Annotated in this window: 18 protein-coding genes; 6 read left to right on the top strand and 12 right to left on the bottom strand. The window is 45.1% G+C overall.

Features of this window, described 5'->3' with window-relative positions:
• Positions 1–7: 7 nt before the first annotated feature.
• The 9 genes from RS24_RS09545 to RS24_RS09505 form a co-directional block, all read right to left on the bottom strand.
• Positions 8–943, bottom strand: a complete 936-nt coding sequence (locus RS24_RS09545) for an SDR family NAD(P)-dependent oxidoreductase (RefSeq protein WP_021778002.1) — start codon at positions 941–943, stop codon at positions 8–10.
• A gap of 191 nt (positions 944–1,134) precedes the next feature.
• Entirely contained in the window at positions 1,135–1,914 is a 780-nt protein-coding gene (locus tag RS24_RS09540) for a hypothetical protein (RefSeq protein ID WP_021778001.1), read from the bottom strand.
• A 15-nt stretch (positions 1,915–1,929) separates the two neighbouring features.
• The gene (locus RS24_RS09535; protein ID WP_021778000.1) at positions 1,930–2,325 is read right to left on the bottom strand and encodes a hypothetical protein; all 396 of its coding nucleotides are present in this window, start codon (positions 2,323–2,325) and stop codon (positions 1,930–1,932) included.
• A 2-nt stretch (positions 2,326–2,327) separates the two neighbouring features.
• A complete protein-coding gene (locus RS24_RS09530) occupies positions 2,328–2,684 on the bottom strand; it encodes a P-II family nitrogen regulator (protein ID WP_021777999.1) in 357 nt (118 codons plus the stop codon).
• Complete coding sequence (locus RS24_RS09525) at positions 2,685–4,484, bottom strand: DUF1538 domain-containing protein (RefSeq protein ID WP_021777998.1); 1,800 nt, start codon at positions 4,482–4,484, stop codon at positions 2,685–2,687.
• 95 nt (positions 4,485–4,579) lie between these two features.
• Complete coding sequence (locus RS24_RS09520) at positions 4,580–4,936, bottom strand: EthD domain-containing protein (protein WP_021777997.1); 357 nt, start codon at positions 4,934–4,936, stop codon at positions 4,580–4,582.
• Positions 4,937–5,043: 107 nt separating this feature from the next.
• Positions 5,044–5,895: an enoyl-CoA hydratase/isomerase family protein gene (locus RS24_RS09515; protein ID WP_021777996.1), complete on the bottom strand. Its 852-nt coding sequence runs from the start codon at positions 5,893–5,895 to the stop codon at positions 5,044–5,046.
• Between the two features lie 115 nt (positions 5,896–6,010).
• Complete coding sequence (locus RS24_RS09510; RefSeq protein WP_021777995.1) at positions 6,011–7,264, bottom strand: cytochrome P450; 1,254 nt, start codon at positions 7,262–7,264, stop codon at positions 6,011–6,013.
• A 106-nt stretch (positions 7,265–7,370) separates the two neighbouring features.
• Positions 7,371–8,501, bottom strand: coding sequence for an aromatic ring-hydroxylating oxygenase subunit alpha (locus tag RS24_RS09505; protein WP_021777994.1), 1,131 nt, complete (start codon positions 8,499–8,501; stop codon positions 7,371–7,373).
• A 220-nt stretch (positions 8,502–8,721) separates the two neighbouring features.
• Here RS24_RS09505 and RS24_RS09835 point away from each other — a divergent pair, with 220 nt between their 5' ends.
• From RS24_RS09835 to RS24_RS09490, 3 genes are all read left to right on the top strand, one after another.
• Positions 8,722–9,624 (top strand): phosphatase PAP2 family protein, encoded by a 903-nt coding sequence (locus RS24_RS09835; protein WP_021777993.1) that lies wholly within the window; start codon positions 8,722–8,724, stop codon positions 9,622–9,624.
• Between the two features lie 133 nt (positions 9,625–9,757).
• Positions 9,758–10,090 carry a hypothetical protein gene (locus RS24_RS09495; protein ID WP_131443775.1) on the top strand — a complete coding sequence of 111 codons (333 nt, stop codon included), beginning with the start codon at positions 9,758–9,760 and terminating at the stop codon, positions 10,088–10,090.
• Positions 10,091–10,213: 123 nt separating this feature from the next.
• Positions 10,214–11,359 (top strand): hypothetical protein, encoded by a 1,146-nt coding sequence (locus tag RS24_RS09490; protein WP_038301024.1) that lies wholly within the window; start codon positions 10,214–10,216, stop codon positions 11,357–11,359.
• 38 nt (positions 11,360–11,397) lie between these two features.
• On the opposite strand, the gene RS24_RS09485 is transcribed toward RS24_RS09490, so the two are convergent.
• The 3 genes from RS24_RS09485 to RS24_RS09475 all read right to left on the bottom strand — a co-directional run bounded on the left by RS24_RS09485 (position 11,398) and on the right by RS24_RS09475 (position 13,393).
• Positions 11,398–11,916, bottom strand: coding sequence for a VOC family protein (locus RS24_RS09485; RefSeq protein ID WP_021777990.1), 519 nt, complete (start codon positions 11,914–11,916; stop codon positions 11,398–11,400).
• Between the two features lie 156 nt (positions 11,917–12,072).
• Positions 12,073–12,804: a maleate cis-trans isomerase family protein gene (locus tag RS24_RS09480; protein ID WP_021777989.1), complete on the bottom strand. Its 732-nt coding sequence runs from the start codon at positions 12,802–12,804 to the stop codon at positions 12,073–12,075.
• A gap of 82 nt (positions 12,805–12,886) precedes the next feature.
• Positions 12,887–13,393: an ASCH domain-containing protein gene (locus RS24_RS09475; RefSeq protein WP_021777988.1), complete on the bottom strand. Its 507-nt coding sequence runs from the start codon at positions 13,391–13,393 to the stop codon at positions 12,887–12,889.
• Positions 13,394–13,560: 167 nt separating this feature from the next.
• Here RS24_RS09475 and RS24_RS09470 point away from each other — a divergent pair, with 167 nt between their 5' ends.
• Genes RS24_RS09470 through RS24_RS09460 form a run of 3 tightly spaced genes read left to right on the top strand, consistent with a single transcriptional unit; the run spans position 13,561 to position 16,934 of the window.
• Complete coding sequence (locus RS24_RS09470; protein WP_021777987.1) at positions 13,561–14,982, top strand: sodium/proline symporter; 1,422 nt, start codon at positions 13,561–13,563, stop codon at positions 14,980–14,982.
• Positions 14,975–16,198 (top strand): FAD-dependent oxidoreductase, encoded by a 1,224-nt coding sequence (locus tag RS24_RS09465; RefSeq protein ID WP_021777986.1) that lies wholly within the window; start codon positions 14,975–14,977, stop codon positions 16,196–16,198. The genes RS24_RS09470 and RS24_RS09465 overlap by 8 nt, the downstream gene beginning before the upstream one ends.
• Entirely contained in the window at positions 16,179–16,934 is a 756-nt protein-coding gene (locus RS24_RS09460) for a maleate cis-trans isomerase family protein (RefSeq protein WP_021777985.1), read from the top strand. The genes RS24_RS09465 and RS24_RS09460 overlap by 20 nt, the downstream gene beginning before the upstream one ends.
• Positions 16,935–16,937 lie beyond the last annotated feature (3 nt).

Raw genomic sequence — 16,937 nt, 5'->3', positions numbered from 1 at the left:
GGGTTTCTTAAATAAGATACCCGTCAGCAAGTTCTATGGCCTTGTCCCAAAGCCTTCCGGCAAGCTCTACATCTTTAACTAGCGGGTGATCCTTAGGCTCTTTCGGGTTACTGTCGGCAAAATGCTGACCGCTCACGCCTTCAAGGGAAGGATGTGCGGCAACAAAACAATGTGTCGCTGCCCCTTGCGGAATAGTGCGCGTAAACGGGCCGGCAAACATGGAAATCAATTTCACTTTAAAACTTTCAGTATCGCTGGCGAGATTCGTTCTAATCACACCGGGGTGGATGGAATTAGACGTGATGTTTGTGCCTTCCAGACGGCGTGAGTATTCCTGACTTATTAACATTACTGCAAGTTTAGAATGTCCGTAGGCTGTCAGAGCATCATATCCGCTACTGAAGCTTAAATCTTCAAAGGCAATGCCTGTTTTGCGCGGTGCGGTGGCATAGCCTTCGGAGGCGACAAGTGCAAGTCTACCTGCAGGTGCAGCTTCGACAAGAGGCATGAGGCGGTTGATTAAAATAAAATGGCCGAGAAAATTAACCGCAAATTGAATTTCCAGCGGCTCTTTATACTTGTCAACGACTTTATAAGGTGGGGTCATGATGCCAGCATTTGTCAGAATGACATCCAGTGATTGAAACTGCGCTTTAATTCTATCTGTACATGCAATAATTGAATTTGGATCCGCCAAATCACATTCAAAAGGTGTCGTTGTGCCGTTAACTTCTAGGCAGGCTAACTGTGCTGACTCCATCGTTCGGTCTAACCCAAGAACATGAGCGCCGCGCAGAGCTAAAACGCGCATTGCTTCTTTACCGAGACCTGAGGCGACGCCTGTTACGAGTATTATTTTACCAGAAAGGTCAACACCCTCCGTGACCTGCTCTGCAGTAGATTGTTTTTTAAAACTATTTTTACTTGCTTGAATATAAGCCATCATATCCCTCTTATAATAATTTCTTATTAGATTTGAACATTTGGTTTCATTTTACAAGACAAACTTGAGCAGATAACTAGCAAAATAAAATTTTCAAAAACAAAAATATAAAATTAAATAATAAACTCCGCCATGATGACGGAGTTCATATTATAAAAAATATAAATGTTAAGTATTCAAACTATAAAAATTTACTTTCTTTTCTTGAGAAATTCTGCCGACCGTTTTTGGTTAGCTGCAACCTTTTCCCTTGCAGCCATAATACGGGACTTCCTGTCAGCAATTTCAGACCCAATATCTAAAATTTCTGATGTCTCTTTCTCGACTTGATTAAGAAAATATTTAATTTTTTCACTGTGGGACTTCGACTTATCTTTTAATTTGACTATCCTCGTAGAGTTGGATTGAGCTGTAGTAACATTATTTTTTTCTGTCGCACTTTTTTTCATTTTTTCTAATTGTCCGTCAATCCAGGCTGCATTTTCAGAAATCATATCATCAACGTTTGAAACTACGTTTTCATTTGAATTCATAATGAGTTCGTTTATGTCTTTGAGTGTTGAATTAACGGTTGAAAGTCTCTCAGTGATTTTTGAGAGTGTTTCATTGATAGCAATACGATATTCAATTTGGTCAAGACTGGTAGAATTCGTTAATGTACCCTTAAAATCTTCTTGGATATCATTTTCAGGTTTTAACGCATCTATCATTAATATACGGTTACGGTGCAGGTCTTCTTCGTTATCAAGAGCCAAAGACCGGTTTCCCATGAAAGAAGAAGTAAAATTACGAAGAAGAAGTGCCCTATTTTCTTCAACATCAGCCAATGCAAGCATTGATTTAGCAAAGTTATCTGTAACAATTGCCTCAAGCTCAAAAATTAGACGTTTATTTTCTATAATTTGGTTTAGACTAGCTTTATCAGTTACTTTTTTTTCACTAGCAATTTTTTTGGATTTACTGTCATTCATATCTTTACCTACTCTTTAAGCTGTTAGCTCACTTTGAGACCCTTGGTCGAAACTAGAAAGTAAATTTACCGTCGATCTGGATAATTTGTTCATATAAATAATGCCTTTATTGGGTTCGGACATTTCGCAAAATTCATATATAAAATCGAAAATATTATCTGCTTGGTCCGCAGCTACAACTACATGAAAGGTTTCTACATCAAAAGAGTCCGCAACACCTGCAACTGTCTTTTTTCCAATTGGATTGCCGGCAACGTTATAAAAATAACATTCATTTATTCCGCGTAACCTAAGTTCTTCCAAAAGTTTGTCCGCACCACCCTCATATACGATACCACTAATTAACCAAGTGTAGTCAACAAACTCCACTCGTTCGTCTAATGTATATGCTTGAAAATACTTTTTACTCATTTTTAGCTTTCAAATCTTTTTAATATAGTTGGAGGTACATATGTTGCCGCTTGAACTAGAGGGGTTGCATACATAAAACCCATTCCAGGTGTGTCTAATTTAGCTGCCAAGTAAACGCGTTCGAACAATCGATCAACCTCATCACTTGACACTATGACTGTAACAATGTCTCTCTCTGCATCAACAGCCACACCTAAAGCTCCAAGACGTTCACGGATACCTGTTCCCATAGCTGAATGAACTGAAGCACCTTGAATGCCAACTTCAAGTAAAGCATCAGTAACTACTTCACCATAGCCAGTTTGTACAACAGCTGTGATTAATGTTGCATCAGTTAATGTAGTTAGTTTGCGTTTCATTTAAACACTCCCGGAGGTATCTTCCATCTGGTTCATATCTATTTCTGCGAGACGCTCTTCACGTTTCACTCTATATTGGACATACAATCCTAAGGACAAAACTGCCACGATTGGGCAAATTGAGGCAGCCGCTAAAATTCCAAATCCTTCGGTGGAGCCCAATGCATTTCCAAATCCTAATCCCATAGCAAGCACAAGCGGAACAGTTACAGGCCCTGTTGTTACACCTGCCGAATCCCAACCAACGTTGACAAATTCTTCAGTTGAAAGAATGGTTAGTAATAAACCTAGAGCGTAACCAGGCAACAAAATATAAAGTATATGAAAATCGAAAATGAGCTTTAATACCCCCAGCATAATTCCAGTGGCAACACCAACAGAAACTGCACCCATTAGCATTGATTTTTTGAAAGCACCATTAGTCATATTTTGAACCGTCATACCGAGGGCATTAAGTGCTGGTTCAGCAAGAGTGGCCCCTAAACCCAATACCCACGCAAATAGAGCGGCTATACCTATACCTACTGAAAGACTGTAAAGGGGGCTTGCTGATATGGCATCTACCGAACTAAATGCTCCTGCAATTAATCCTCCAGATTGATCACCTAATTTAGCAAGACCGTATGTTAGTCCAACATTAAAAATGCACATTCCCGCTACAGCCAAGAAAATACCATAGTTCATTATTGAAGACTCTTTAATACGCTCACGAAGAATTACGAAAAGAACAAATCCTAAGAATATCACTAAAGGTACGATTGCTCTTACTCCAAGAATAACTTCTGCCCAGGGGGTTAGTTCGTACCATTGAGGTTGAGCGCTTGCCATTTCAGCTGCTGCTTTAATCTCTGCGGCTCTAGCAATTATTATATCCGGCGGAACGGTATATGCTGTGTAAAAGCTTAGTAACAAAACGCCAAGTATTGGGAATACAGATGCGAGTGTAACAATCCCAAATCCAGACAATGATGAATCCGCTCCTTTACCAGCAGCGGACGCCACGCCAATTCCTAGCGCAAGAACGAGGGGAACAGTAACTGGCCCTGTAGTTACTGCACCACAATCCCATGCTAAACCAACAATTTTAGTTAGTTCAGGATCAAAAAATGCGATTATACTTAATATTAATGTAGGTGTTAGGCTTATGAAAATAAGAGGTTTAAGGCTCCATCCTCGTAAAAATCTAACAGTACCAAGTACTGCGGCGAGACCTACCCCTAATCCAACAAGCAAGACCGTTGTTCCAGCTCTATCGTTCAAAAGCGTAAATAAATACGGTGCTTTTTCTGGGTCAACGATTGAACCGGCAACTTGTAATGCACCAATTGCTGGCTCTGCGAATGTAACCCCAATTCCTAATAAAAAGGCTATAAAAAGAACTCCGCCTAAGTGAAGTTTTCGCGGTAAATTATTGCCGATTACTTCACCAAAAGGCATTAATCCAAGTTTTAGTCCCTCCATAAACATCATCAGTCCTACCATCACAGCTAATAATCCGCCTGCGATGATTGATGCATCAATCACTGGGGTTTGTAGAACTATGTATTGAAATAATCCAAGGTAGGCTGCAAGCGGAACTACCGCGCGTGCTTGATCCATAAACCTCGTTGAGATGTAAGGTTGTAATAATTTTACAACTTCACCGCCACCCATTTTTATTTTGGGTACGGGTTGAGGGTACTCGTTACCATGCCTGTCAAATAATGGTTCAGGCATTAATTCGATATAAGGAATCTTATGGCTATCAACGCTCATCGCTTGGATATAATCACCATAGCGAATGGATTTATTTCGCGCCATTAAATAACCCTCCTAATTTATTAGTAAATAATGATAGCATCCCTGATGAAATCACGAAATGAAAATTTTTTTAAATTTTAAAACATCTACTTTAGTTAAAAATCTGAAATTGACTCTTGGATTAAATACATACGCATATTTGTTCTATCCATAAACTTTTCTTCATCAGTTTCGATTTCATCCGTAATTTCAGGCGTTGAAATTGACTCAAGAAACTCTCGGAAAGTTTCTTCATCAGGATACCATGCCTCTAGAAGGACATCATATTCCGGATCTTCTTGATCAACACCACTTTCGTCAACCAAATTATGAAGATATCTGCGGGTATATTTATGCGCATAGCCGCGCAAATATTTTTCTCCAATCAAACGGTGATTGTTTTCATAATATGCTTCAAATTCTGCCTTTGACATGCCTGGTTTGCGTTTAATTGGCATAACAACTTTAAACATGCTTAAACCCCTCACAACTTCCCATTATGCATGAATGAAATTACTAAAATCATAATCCTGAATGGGCGCTCTTGTCTTTAGGGAAGTGCTGAACATAAATGCGACCATTATTTTCCTGACGTGCTAAATCGTTTCTGACGAATTTCGAGTGCGACTTTCATGCCTTTTTCTTTCACCGTCTTGAAAAATTCTTTGAAGGTTGGGCTTTGGTGAAAAACGGCGTCCAAATCAGCTGCGCGTCTTGCCGAGGCCTCAAAGCCCATATTTTCATACCACCCATTGGCGGACTCTTTCAGTAATGTAAGATGATCAACCGGTGAAAGGGCTATGTCACATGCCACTTCCAAAACGCGGTCATCCAGTTCATTGTCAGCGACAGCCTCATTAACAAGACCCAGCGTAACTGCTTCATCGGCATCAATAAGTTTGGCGGTATAAAGCAATTCTTTTGTTTTGCGCATGCCAATTAAAAGCGGCCATAGAAACACTGTCGGCGGAATGCCGAGATCACGTGCCGCAGGGTGACCAAAGCGGGCGGATTTTCCGGCAATCACAATGTCTGACATGGCAATCAATTCTCCCGCGCCCGACAAGCAAGGGCCTTGAACGCGGGCGACAATCGGCTTCGGGTATTTCCATAAAGCCAGCCAGTAATCTAATAATTCATGAATATCCAGGCGGTCTTGATGGAGATTAACGCCTTCTGGATAATCGGCGGGGAATTGAGAAATAATCCAGTTCTCTTCGCTAATATCGTAGCCGGGAGAAAACACCGGACCCGCACTTTTAAGAACAATCACAGCAATGTCTGTATCCTCAGCAGCTTCGTCCAATGCTTCTTTAAGTTCAGCCAGTAATTGAGGTGAAAGTGCATTGAGCTTATCTGGACGATTAAGCGTTATGTGAAAAAGCTTATCATCAATTTCGGTCAGTATGGTTTGTTTTTCATTTTTGGTCATAGGCCACGCCTTTCTCAACTTGAACGCGGGAAGAAAGGCTTATACTTACCAAGTGCTCACTCCCTCAAGGCAGACATAAATAGATTACGCCTCAAAATGTGTCTTTAACACTGTATTAGATGTTTGTTTTGACCAGTAACTTTGTCACATGGCGGGCATTATAATGGTCTGGGTCACGGGTTGGCATTTCCTGTAATGTTGCATTTGGAAACCGCTTCATGAATTCCAGTAACATTAATTTAGCTTGTGCTTTAGCCAGAAACAGACCGGCGCAAACATGTGCACCTGTGCCAAAAACAATATTTCCGTTCAAATCACGCGTGATGTCGAACTCTTGAGGGTTGTCCCATTGTGACGGATCCAGCCCTGCCGCTTGCCCGGCAATAATTATCTGCTCCCCACGTTTAACAGTGATGCCTTCAAACTCAACATCCTCTAGCGCATATCTGTGGAGACCTGTTTTGCCAAATGCTTCATAACGCAGGGCTTCAACAATCGCGTTATCAACCAGTGACGGATCCTGTTTCAGCTTTTCATATTGCTCAGGATTATCTAGCAAGGCGTAAATTAAAGAGGGGTGCATATCACTCGCTGTGTCACTTCCTGCGGCCAGCATCGCGGCCACAATGCCAAGAACTTCCCAATCGTTGAGGCGGTCATCACCATCCTGGGCTTCAAGAAGAACGCCAATAAAGTCATCCCCTGGTGTGTCTGCAGCGCGGCGCTCTGCGATAAGGTCTTGCAACATGGCGACACCCGCCAAAGCAATTTTTAGTAATTCAGCACGGTCTTCTGGTGAGGTTGTGAAGCCGTTATAGCGAACCATTGCCCATCCAAGTTTGTCGAAAATTTCAGAGTTCTCAGGAGGAATGCCGACAAGACGTGCAATCGAACGTCTTGGAATTTCAACTGCTATCGTGGATGAAACGTCAAAAACTTCTTCATTGGCAACTTTATCGAAAGTATCCGAAACAATATCGACAATACCTGCCATGATTTTATCGGTCTGACTCATCGAGAAGGCTTTTGCCGCCAGACGACGCACGCGCCGATGCGCAAGTCGGTCAAGACGGAAGAGGCTGTTATCCAGCATTATTTCAAAATCATTTTTGTCTTCTTCCGGGGTTGGCGGCGGTGCAAATTTCCAGTTCATAAAATCCGGCGTGAGGCGTTCATCTGCCAGAATTGTTTTACAAAGTTGATGTGAGGTGACAATCCAAGCCTGCCAAGGATCATACCAGCCCATACGCTGGTCAGTGCCCTCAAAGAGTTCGTTCACAACATCGCGGTAATGGTTCAAATATTCTTCAGATTGCGGCGTATAAAGTTTTTGAAAATCGGTTGCTGAGCTGTCACTATTTTCAAGCATGTCATCCCTCCATTCATGCGTATAATTTACCTTAACGAATCCGGTTCGGAAATAAACTAAAAAATATGTATTTGCTTATTACGGCGCGTCTATTTTCTCTCTTTATTTATTTTGTCGGTTGCATCCAGAGCTGATGCCAGAATTGCAGCAAAGCTTCATTGGTTCCTAAAATGAGATCTTTACGAGATGCTTCCAGTCCTTTCTGGCATTCAATTGCGGAAGCGAGGTCTTCCTCTTCAAAAACCTTACCCCCAAATTCATAACCGCTTCTGGCCTCGGCCTCATCAGTTTCAGGATGTGCCAGACCAACATAGGAGATACGCGAGTGGTTGGGTTTTTCTCCCGGCTCGGCTCTTATCATTTGTGCGCCAGAAGCATTTAATATCAACATCACGCCAGGAAAGAGCGTGTAGGTGCATGAGCCCTCAATTTTTTCGGGCCAATCTTTCTCGTCAATGTCGTCTAACCTACCAATCGACATCCACGGAAATGCCCATCGGCTACACCGGTCATAAGAGTCAAAAATAGACGTTTCGGCAAGTACCTGCGCGACGGTATCGCGGTGAAGAACCGGAAAGTGATAACTTTCTAAACTTAAATCATTTATCAGTTTCCAGTTGGCGGCGACGTCAAACTCTCTGCGATCAAGCGCCTTATATGTTTTGAGGTCATAGTTTTGTAATTCAGCGGCGAGGGGTTCATACCCCGCATCAGCAGGCTCAACGCCAATATCTTCTTTCAGTCCGATTATCACCACGCCGCAGGTTTCCGATACAGGCAATTCGGTGAGAGCGAAGTCAGATTTATCATCAGATGTATCCGAATGGAAACAAGCCTCTTGGGGGCGACTGACAACATTGCCGTTAGGGTCAAAAGACCAGCCATGAAATCCGCAAGTAAATAAATTTTTATGTCCAGCACCATCTGCCAATTTCCCACCTCTATGGGTACAAGCGTTAATAAAGGCTTTTAATATTCCGTCTTTATTGCGTACTAACATGATAGGAATATTTAAAACGTCCAATGCGAGATAGCTGTTTGGAGAGGGAATTTCAGCAGAGAAAGCGACAGGTTGGGGGGCGTTGAGATAGAACGATTTTTTTTCACTCTCAAAAAGTGCTTCATCAAAAAAAATTTCGGCCTTGAGGTGCGTCGGCGCCTCCGCACAATCAGACACTTTAGACAGAAAATTTGCCAGCAGACGACGATTCAAGTCTTTTGCGGTTTTCTTGTCCATGTAACAGACTCCTCACTCGGTACATTAATAAATCTTACCCTAAGATAAGAGGGAGATACGATACAGACATTTTTGATTAAGCTGGAGTGAAGACCAGCCACTTTATCGACAGAGTCAAACCATTAAAAATATTTTGCCGAAGCAATATTGTCATATACCCTGTAGCGACTTGATTTAAATTTAATTGATTTGCGTCGAGGATTCCTTTGAGGAGGGGAAAATGACACTTATGAATGATTTAAGCTGGGTGCCGGCTTTGCGCACTGATGCGCTAACTTTGTTGTTCACCAATATAACTTTACTTGGTTATCAAGTTTTTCTTTTTCTTTTTCTCTCTTTCGGATTTTACTTTTGGCGTACCCAGGTTTTTTATCAGGCGGGTCTCCTGTTGTTATTAACGGCAGGTATAAACCTGTTTTTGAAAGATTTTTATCAGGACCCGCGTCCGGACGCGATTTTTGCGCTGGATGACAAGACTGGGAATTCATATGGATGGCCAAGCGGTCATGCGCAAATGGCAATCGTTTTATGGGGCTGGCTGGCGCTTAAGGTGCAAAGAACTTGGCTTAAGATAAGTCTCTGGACGATAGCGGTGCTGATATGTATGAGCCGGATTTATTTAGGTGTGCATGATGTTGGTGACGTGCTTGGCGGTATCTTGCTTGGGGCTTTGACGCTCTATGTTTGGGTCAAATTGGATGTTGCAGGTCGACTCATTGCTGCGCTGGAGTTGTTTGGTTTGCCGAAGCTGGTGCTAGCGCTGTTGGTTGCTCAGGTCATTTTTATGGGACTGCATTTTGGAGGTACGCTCGACTTCGTTGGGTCATGGATGTGGGGTCTCATGATGGGCTGGTTTGTCGGGCATCAGGTGGATGCGCGCCGAGGCGTTGAGCTTCAAGGGCATCTTATTATACGGCTTTTGATATGCGCTGTCGGTGCGGCAATGGTGTTTGGTGCTTTAATAATCTCCGGAAGGGTGCTTGGCCTAGCGGATGATACGATTATAGGGGATGTCCTTGCGCCCTATGGCTCTGGTGTCGGCTATGGACTTGTTATGTCGTTGGCTATTCCTTGGCTTGTTAGATTGATTACTGCTGGACGCCTAAAGCGGGAAGAAAGTTAATTTATATAAATTATTATTAGTAAAATTTAACTATAATTTATCTATAAAAAGTGCAGTCTGATGGGGACAATTTTTATTTAGATTGCCACTAGTCAATGAGCGCGCTCAGTCAAACATGCAAAAGGGGTGGGGTGTGAGGCATATTATTGCGATTATAATACTTGCAGGTTTCATTGTTGCTTGTGACCGGGTCGAGCGACCTGAGAGAATAAGTTCTGCCGGATATGAGGCATTTTGTGAAACACTGCGGGAGATTAGGCGAACAGAAAATAAATTTTCTGAAGTGCCAAATGAACTCTTCGGTCACACAGAAAACCTGAAGCGGCTTTACGAAGTTTCACCGGATGAGATTGCTGAGGATCTTCTCGCACTCTACACCACTTTTTCCGACACCCGAGACTCGGAAGACACCGATACATTGCGCGGTTTTCAAGCATTGTCTGATACCAAATTGGCGGGTCAGTAAGGCCGTATTGCTGTTTATGCCAAACAAACCTGTAATATCGTTGACGGTGATACGCGGTATAAAGTTGACTCGGCCTTTAAACCTGGTTCTCTCTGCCCTGGTTGGCCGCAATCCGGCTCTCCATTGACCAATAATAGGTTTCCTTATTTACTCGACACGTCTTCGGCAAATTATTTTTCGACAATCTTCTTTTCTGGGCCTTTTGGGGTCAAAAAAGATGGGCTTATAAATATACCGGCTGGCGGACGCGCGACTCTTAAAGGGTCATTTCCCTATGCAAAATATTTCGGGTTCCACCCAAATGATATGTCTACGAATAATTTTCCAACTTTAATGGACGAGAAGATAGATCCTGATGCCGGGAGTTATAACCCATGGCGAGAGGCAGGCCGTCCGGAGCAAGATCGAAATTATACTGTGCATTTTGTTATGGATGCCCCGCCTCAGGTAGTCCCGCGCAATACAGGTTATATTGGCGAGCAAAAAAATGGTGAAAGGAATAGGGCCACTTTTCTTTTGCTCAGAGTCTATAGTGCAGATTTACCACCCTTACCCCCTCATTCTGCAGGGGTAGACTTGCCCGCCATCACCGTGTACGACAAAAAAGGGAAGCAAATTGCACATTATCCAGCCTGTGAGCCATACCCTGAAGGTTATGATGTGCCTGCTGACGGGACGATGTTTCCAGCATTTCCACTTCCAGATCATCGTGCTCAAAGTCAAGCTGGGCGTTTCGATTTATCTAGTAATTTTGGCATAGATGTCGATCTGCTGTCTAACGCTGATATTTTGTATTTGAACACGTTTTATAGTCGCGAACATGGCGAAATCTTTGCTGTTCGGTTTAAAAAGCCCAAAACTGTCAATCACGCTCAAAATCTATACCCATGGTCACAAGATCTAGACTTTAGAATGTGGACAGCATGTACCTATAATTTTTGGAATGGTGCAGCGCATAGCTGTGTAACTGCCGAAGATATCGAAACCGATGGAACTGGGTATTTGACAATGGTGATTTCGGAAAAACATCTGCGACCGGCTAATGCAACTGCACAAGAAGGTGTGACCTGGCTTGATGCCGGCAATTTCCTTGATGGTCAGCTTAGTCTGCGGATGTTGCCGAGATCTGCCCCTTTTCTTGAACGTCTGAAAAAAGATGTAACCAAACTAGACTTTGCTAATCCGTATGTGCCCCAGACTGCGTTTTGCTCTAAAAGTGTTTTTGAGGAAGGTGGATTTGACGCGTGTGCTTCATTAACTGAAAAATAGTTTTAGTCTGACTGTTTAAACAAGAAGCATCTTGTGTCTTAAAGAGTGATGTCTCGGATTAATTCGTTACCGTCCCAATCGTCACAAGCTGATTTAATCATCCCGAAAAACATTTCGAGGTCTTTGGATGCTTCTATCATTTCAAACCAGACACCCGGGCCGCGTAAATAATTATACACGCCGCCGCCCTGACTAATTGTACAGGCAACTTCGAGACCAGCAGATTTTGCCAGTTCCACTGAAGCGTCCATATTTTTGGTTGTGAATTGCACATGGTGGAGCCCCCATAATCCAGCCTCCTTATATGCCTGATAGGGAGAGGGTGAGTCGCAAAGGGGCTGAATCAGCTCAATCTGAACATCGCCCTTATAAGTTATGGCAACATCAATATTAATGTCACTGGGCTGTCCATCCATTGTTGCAGCCATTGAAACACCAGACATGCGCGTCCATGGTCCGATGCCGGATGTTTGTGTCCAGAACCCGGCTGTTGTTTCAATATCGTCAGTGAGATAGCCGATTTGCGTTATCGGGCCAAAAAGGTTTTCAAGTTGCATTATTTTTCCTGCTCTAATTTATGGATGCCTAGCGGTTAATGGCACTGAATGCACAGCATTTCATGAACATGAAAAACTGTCCATGACATTATGGATATGAATATGATGGCCACCGATGCGATTGTCGTGAAAGTTGCCCGCGCCCTGCCTGTAAAATCAAAGCAGGTCTTGTGGCAAATGAGGGGTTTGCTCGGGAGAGACAATCTTTGTCAGCGCCCACGCCAGACTTAAATTTGAGGAAAGGACAGGTATGCCTGTTTCAGAGCCTAGTGTTCTAATCGCCTTCAGGGTCGGCATGCCTGTCCCGCTGGCCACAATGCAATCAGCGTCGGTCTCTTTTAATTTTCTCATCTGATCGAGTGCATCCTGACTTGTGAGTTCGTAGATTCTGTGCGTATCGGTCAGTGTGGGGTCCACTCTGAGACGGTCCATAATTTTCAGACCCGACGACTCCCAATACTCATAACCTAACTCAGCAAGCCAGTCCGGATATGGAGACACCAAGGCAATGGACGAGCAGCCGATTTGATCTAGGGCTTTCCTGATTGCCTGTGCGGCTGTTATTACAGGAACGGATGTTTCGTTGTAGGCTTTGGAAGTAAATTTTTCTTCATTTTCCAAACCCGCAACATAAGACGAGCCTGTGCAGCCAAACCCAAAGGCTGCCAACCGGATTTCCCCGAAGGAATTGATAGCCAAGGGGATATTACGAATATAATGATTTAAACGCGTCTCCACGGATTCGGAAGCGTGCGTCAGTCTGGATGCGTAGACACCAATATTGTCCGGCAACGTCATGCGTATTTCAGGCTCCACTGTCGGATTGGAATGAGGAACGGCGATTCCTATTCGCGCTCGGGGACCATAGTCTGGAACATGTTTGGTCATTAAGCCATCCTTACAAAACCTGTGGTCGTTGGGTCTCCAAAGAAAGACATCCCCGCTAGTAGGATATAATCACTGGCCCCGGCTAAAGCGGAAAGACGGGTTTGAATTTTTCGACGAGAACCGGCATGTCCGGCGAACATTCACGCCCAAAGCGCCCGAGAATTTCATTCCAGTACATTGTGTGTAAATTCCGCCAAACTGTGATCTCTCTTACCGGGGGGCCGTCCAGCCCGCTGAGATCGCTGCCGATATCACCAAAATTTATTTTTATGACATCGGTTGTCTCGACCATTATAGCGGGCAGGCCGTCAAACCCCAGCAATATGATCGGTAGGCCTGGGGAGCCGTCAGGCCAGCCATAATTGGCATTTATCCATGGCACAGTGTAGGTCGCCGATTTTTCACCGGAACGGATATAGGCGATAATCTCTAAGGTTGTTTCCTCATCCAGCCCGATCCACCTGACTTGATGGTCTGCCCTCAAATCTGGCAGGGCGGCATTAGCCTCATCCCAAAACCGGTCAATTGCATTTTCATCCGGCTTGATGGCAATATCATTTCCGCCAATGATGGAAAAAACTCTGGACACGAACCACCTCAGCTTTGGCTAAAGTTAAAATCAATTATCATGATAAATGAGGTTTCCACTGAATTCAAATTTTCAGGACACATTAAATCTTGATATAAATCATAGGCATTCAGGGTATTATAACGAAGATAATGAATACAGTTGAAGCGTAATGACAGGAGCTGCGATTGACATCAAACAGCCAAACCATTTTGGCAATTCTTGTCACTTATCATTCCTGCCTGATTTTACTTGGGTTATGGGCTGCGCGGCGCGCACAAACAAACGAAGATTTCCTCATTGGGGGGCGTAATCTCAATGGCTGGGTCGCTGGCTTCTCCTATGCCGCAACATCCTCCTCGGCTTGGGTGCTTATGGGTTTCTCAGGTTTTGTCTATGCAACCGGACTGTCCGCCTTATGGATGTTGCCTGGCATTTGGGGCGGTTATATAGTTGCCTGGGTGGTTTTGGGCAAACAGCTGCAGCAGCGCGCCCATCAGCATAAATATGTCACATTTACTGATTTTATTGCCGCCGACACAGTCTCTCATGCGCGCCGACGCATTGTTCTGGCGTCCAGCACTATGATCCTGTTTTGCTTTATTTTCTATATATCCGCTCAGTTGTTGGCCAGCGGTAGTGCCATGAAAACCTATTTTGACATACCGTCCTGGCAGGGAATCTTACTGGCCGCCCTCATCGTGAGTGTGTATTCCGTTTTGGGCGGGTTCTGGGCGGTCAGCACGACAGACATGATCCAGGGGATTGTTATATTGGTTATTGCCATTCTTTTGCCTTTGGCTGCGCTTGTTGAGGCTGGTGGCCCAGTTGAGCTCTGGGCGCGTCTTGCACAGGATACGCCAGGCCATCTGGACATCTTTGGCGGGCGGGCAGGTTTGACCGCAATCGGCGCAGCGCTTGGCATGGCTGGGATTGGGCTCGGGACTTTTGGGCAGCCCCAGCTAATGACTCGGATTATGTCCGTAAAAAACGACAAGGAACGACGTAAGGCATTTAAAATCGCCATGTCTTGGTCGTTGATTGTTTTTTCAGGCATGGCTCTTTTGGGGCTTTCAGCCAGAGTTCTGCCTGTCTCAATGGACAATGCAGAGCAGATTCTGTTCGGCACCACGAGCCTGCTGTTTCCCGACATCATCGCCGGACTGGTCATGGCGGCATTATTGTCTGCGGTTATGTCAACGGTTGACTCTATTCTGGTGGCCTCCAGCGCTTCCATATCTCATGACATCAAGTTTCAGCCTGTGCGGTCAGTATTGATGTCTCGCATTGCGGCGGCTGGCTTGATGGTTTTGGCGGTGGGGATTTCCTTATCCGCACCAACTTCTATTTTTGAACGCGTGCTGTTTGCCTGGACCGCTTTGGGTGCAGCCTTCGGGCCGGTCTTATTTGCGAGATTAGCCGGGTGGCGGCCACACCCCAATGCTGTTTTTCTTGCCATGATGACGGGATTTTTCATGTCGGTTGCTTTTAACCAGTATCTTTATGCCGGCCCCAGCAATTTGTATGAACGCATAGGCCCATGGATTTGCCCCATTTTGCTTCTTTATGCATGGCGTATAGAAGCCCCCGCGGAGCAACATGATGGATGACCCCCAAAACCTTGAAACGGATGTACTGATTGTCGGGGCCGGACCGGTCGGGCTTTTAGCAGCAAATGCTTTGGTGGAAAAATCCATTGACATGTATATCTGCGACAAGCTGAATGCGCCGGTTGAGGAATTACGCGCCTCAACATTTCATCCACCGACACTCGACCTTTTAGAACCATTGGGCCTGACATCTGCAGTGCTGGAAAATGGCTTGAAATCGCCGGAATGGCAAATCCGGTTCCATGAGACGGGAGATCGGGTGGTGTTTGATTTGTCAGTTCTAAAGGCGGACACAAACCACCCCTATAGAGTGCAGTGCGAGCAGGCTCATTTGGCTGCGGCAGCGAGAGCAAAACTTGGCAGAGCAGGTATTGAGGTCAATTATGGTTGTCAGGTCGAAGACATTGTTGACAAAGGGGCGTTTGTGGAAACCACGCTTATGAATTGTGGGGTACGCTTTAGGATAAGGTCGCGCTATTTGATTGGCGCCGACGGTGCCCAAAGTATCGTGCGTGGTCATGTCACGAGTACCTTCCCAGGTCATACCTATCCGGAAACCACAATACTTGCGACCACCGATTTCCCATTTGAAAATCATTTGGAGGGGTTGTCCAACATAAATTATGTGTGGTGGGAAAAGGGAACGTTCAGCCTTTTGAAACTCCCTGATCTATGGCGCTGCAGTCTTTATCCTGACTCTGAGGAAACGCTTGAGGAGGCGCTTGAGGAAGCTGCTATTCGCCGGAAACTCTCGCGCATTACGCCTGAGGCAGCAGCCTGCAACATCAATGTCATTCGTCCCTATCGTGTTCACATGAAAATTGCTGATGAATTCTGCCGCAACCGGATTGTGCTGGCGGGCGACTCTGCCCATTTGAACAGCCCATCCGGGGGGATGGGCATGAATGGCGGCATACATGATGCTCTGATGTTGAGCGATGCGCTCGAACTCAGTCTGAGGGCAAATGATGAAACGGCGTTGCCACGCTATGCCGCAGCAAGGCGGGCTACGGCTCTGGAAGATATTTTGCAGGCTGCGGATCGTAACAGGTCACGAATGCAGGAAAAGGAGCCAGGTAAGCGGCGGGAAATTTTTAATGAGCTGAAAACCATCACCGAACAAACTGAGACGGCAAGGTCTTATTTGCTCAAAACCTCCATGATTGAGGGCTTAAGAAAATCCGAGGCGCAATTTCGTGAAACAGCAAAGATATGAATATGGGCCGCAAGGTACAATCGGACTGATTGTACCGCAAGCCAATCCGACTGTTGAAGCAGAGTTCAGGCTTCTGGTTCCGGACGACATAATGATCTGCACTGTGCGGTCTGTGTCGACCGCCGCTGACCCGGGCCAGCGTTTGCAAGATTACCTGATGCATTTGCCTGCATATCTTGAGGGTTATGACACATTTCGCCCGGACATATTTGCCTTTGGCTGCACCGGATCCAGCTACATGATAGGTGCTGATGCGGAGGCGCGTCTGGTCAGTGATGTCGCAAACACTTACGGACGCCCGGTTTTGACTGCGACCGAAGCCATCTATCAAGCCCTGTCCAAACTCAATGCAAAACGGGTTCGTCTGTTGGCTCCATACCCGCAGGCGCTTCTTGACAAGGCCCAGCACTATTGGGCGGCGCGCGGTGTGGAGATCATCGAGGCCGTCTCCATTCTGCCTGAGATCGAGGATACGCGAAACATTTACACCCTCACCAGCGACCGACTCCTGCCTCAGCTTTCCGTCTGGGAGGATGTTGAGGAACCGGTTCTAATTTCCGGCACCGGCCTGCCTTCCCTCTCCGTGCTGGCCAGGGTTGACAACGACTCCCGGCTGTCCTCCAATCTATGCTTGGCTTGGTCGGTTCTGAACATCATGGGTCAGTTACCACCCGCAACAAAACCTATGGACTGCATACATACGATTAAACCCAGACTTTCCAAAATTTATATGTGAGAT

This window comes from Candidatus Micropelagos thuwalensis (assembly GCF_000469155.1).
GTDB lineage: Bacteria > Pseudomonadota > Alphaproteobacteria > RS24 > RS24 > Micropelagius > Micropelagius thuwalensis.
Note: the sequence above shows the minus strand (reverse complement) of the source record. Positions and strands in the feature narration are given on the sequence as shown.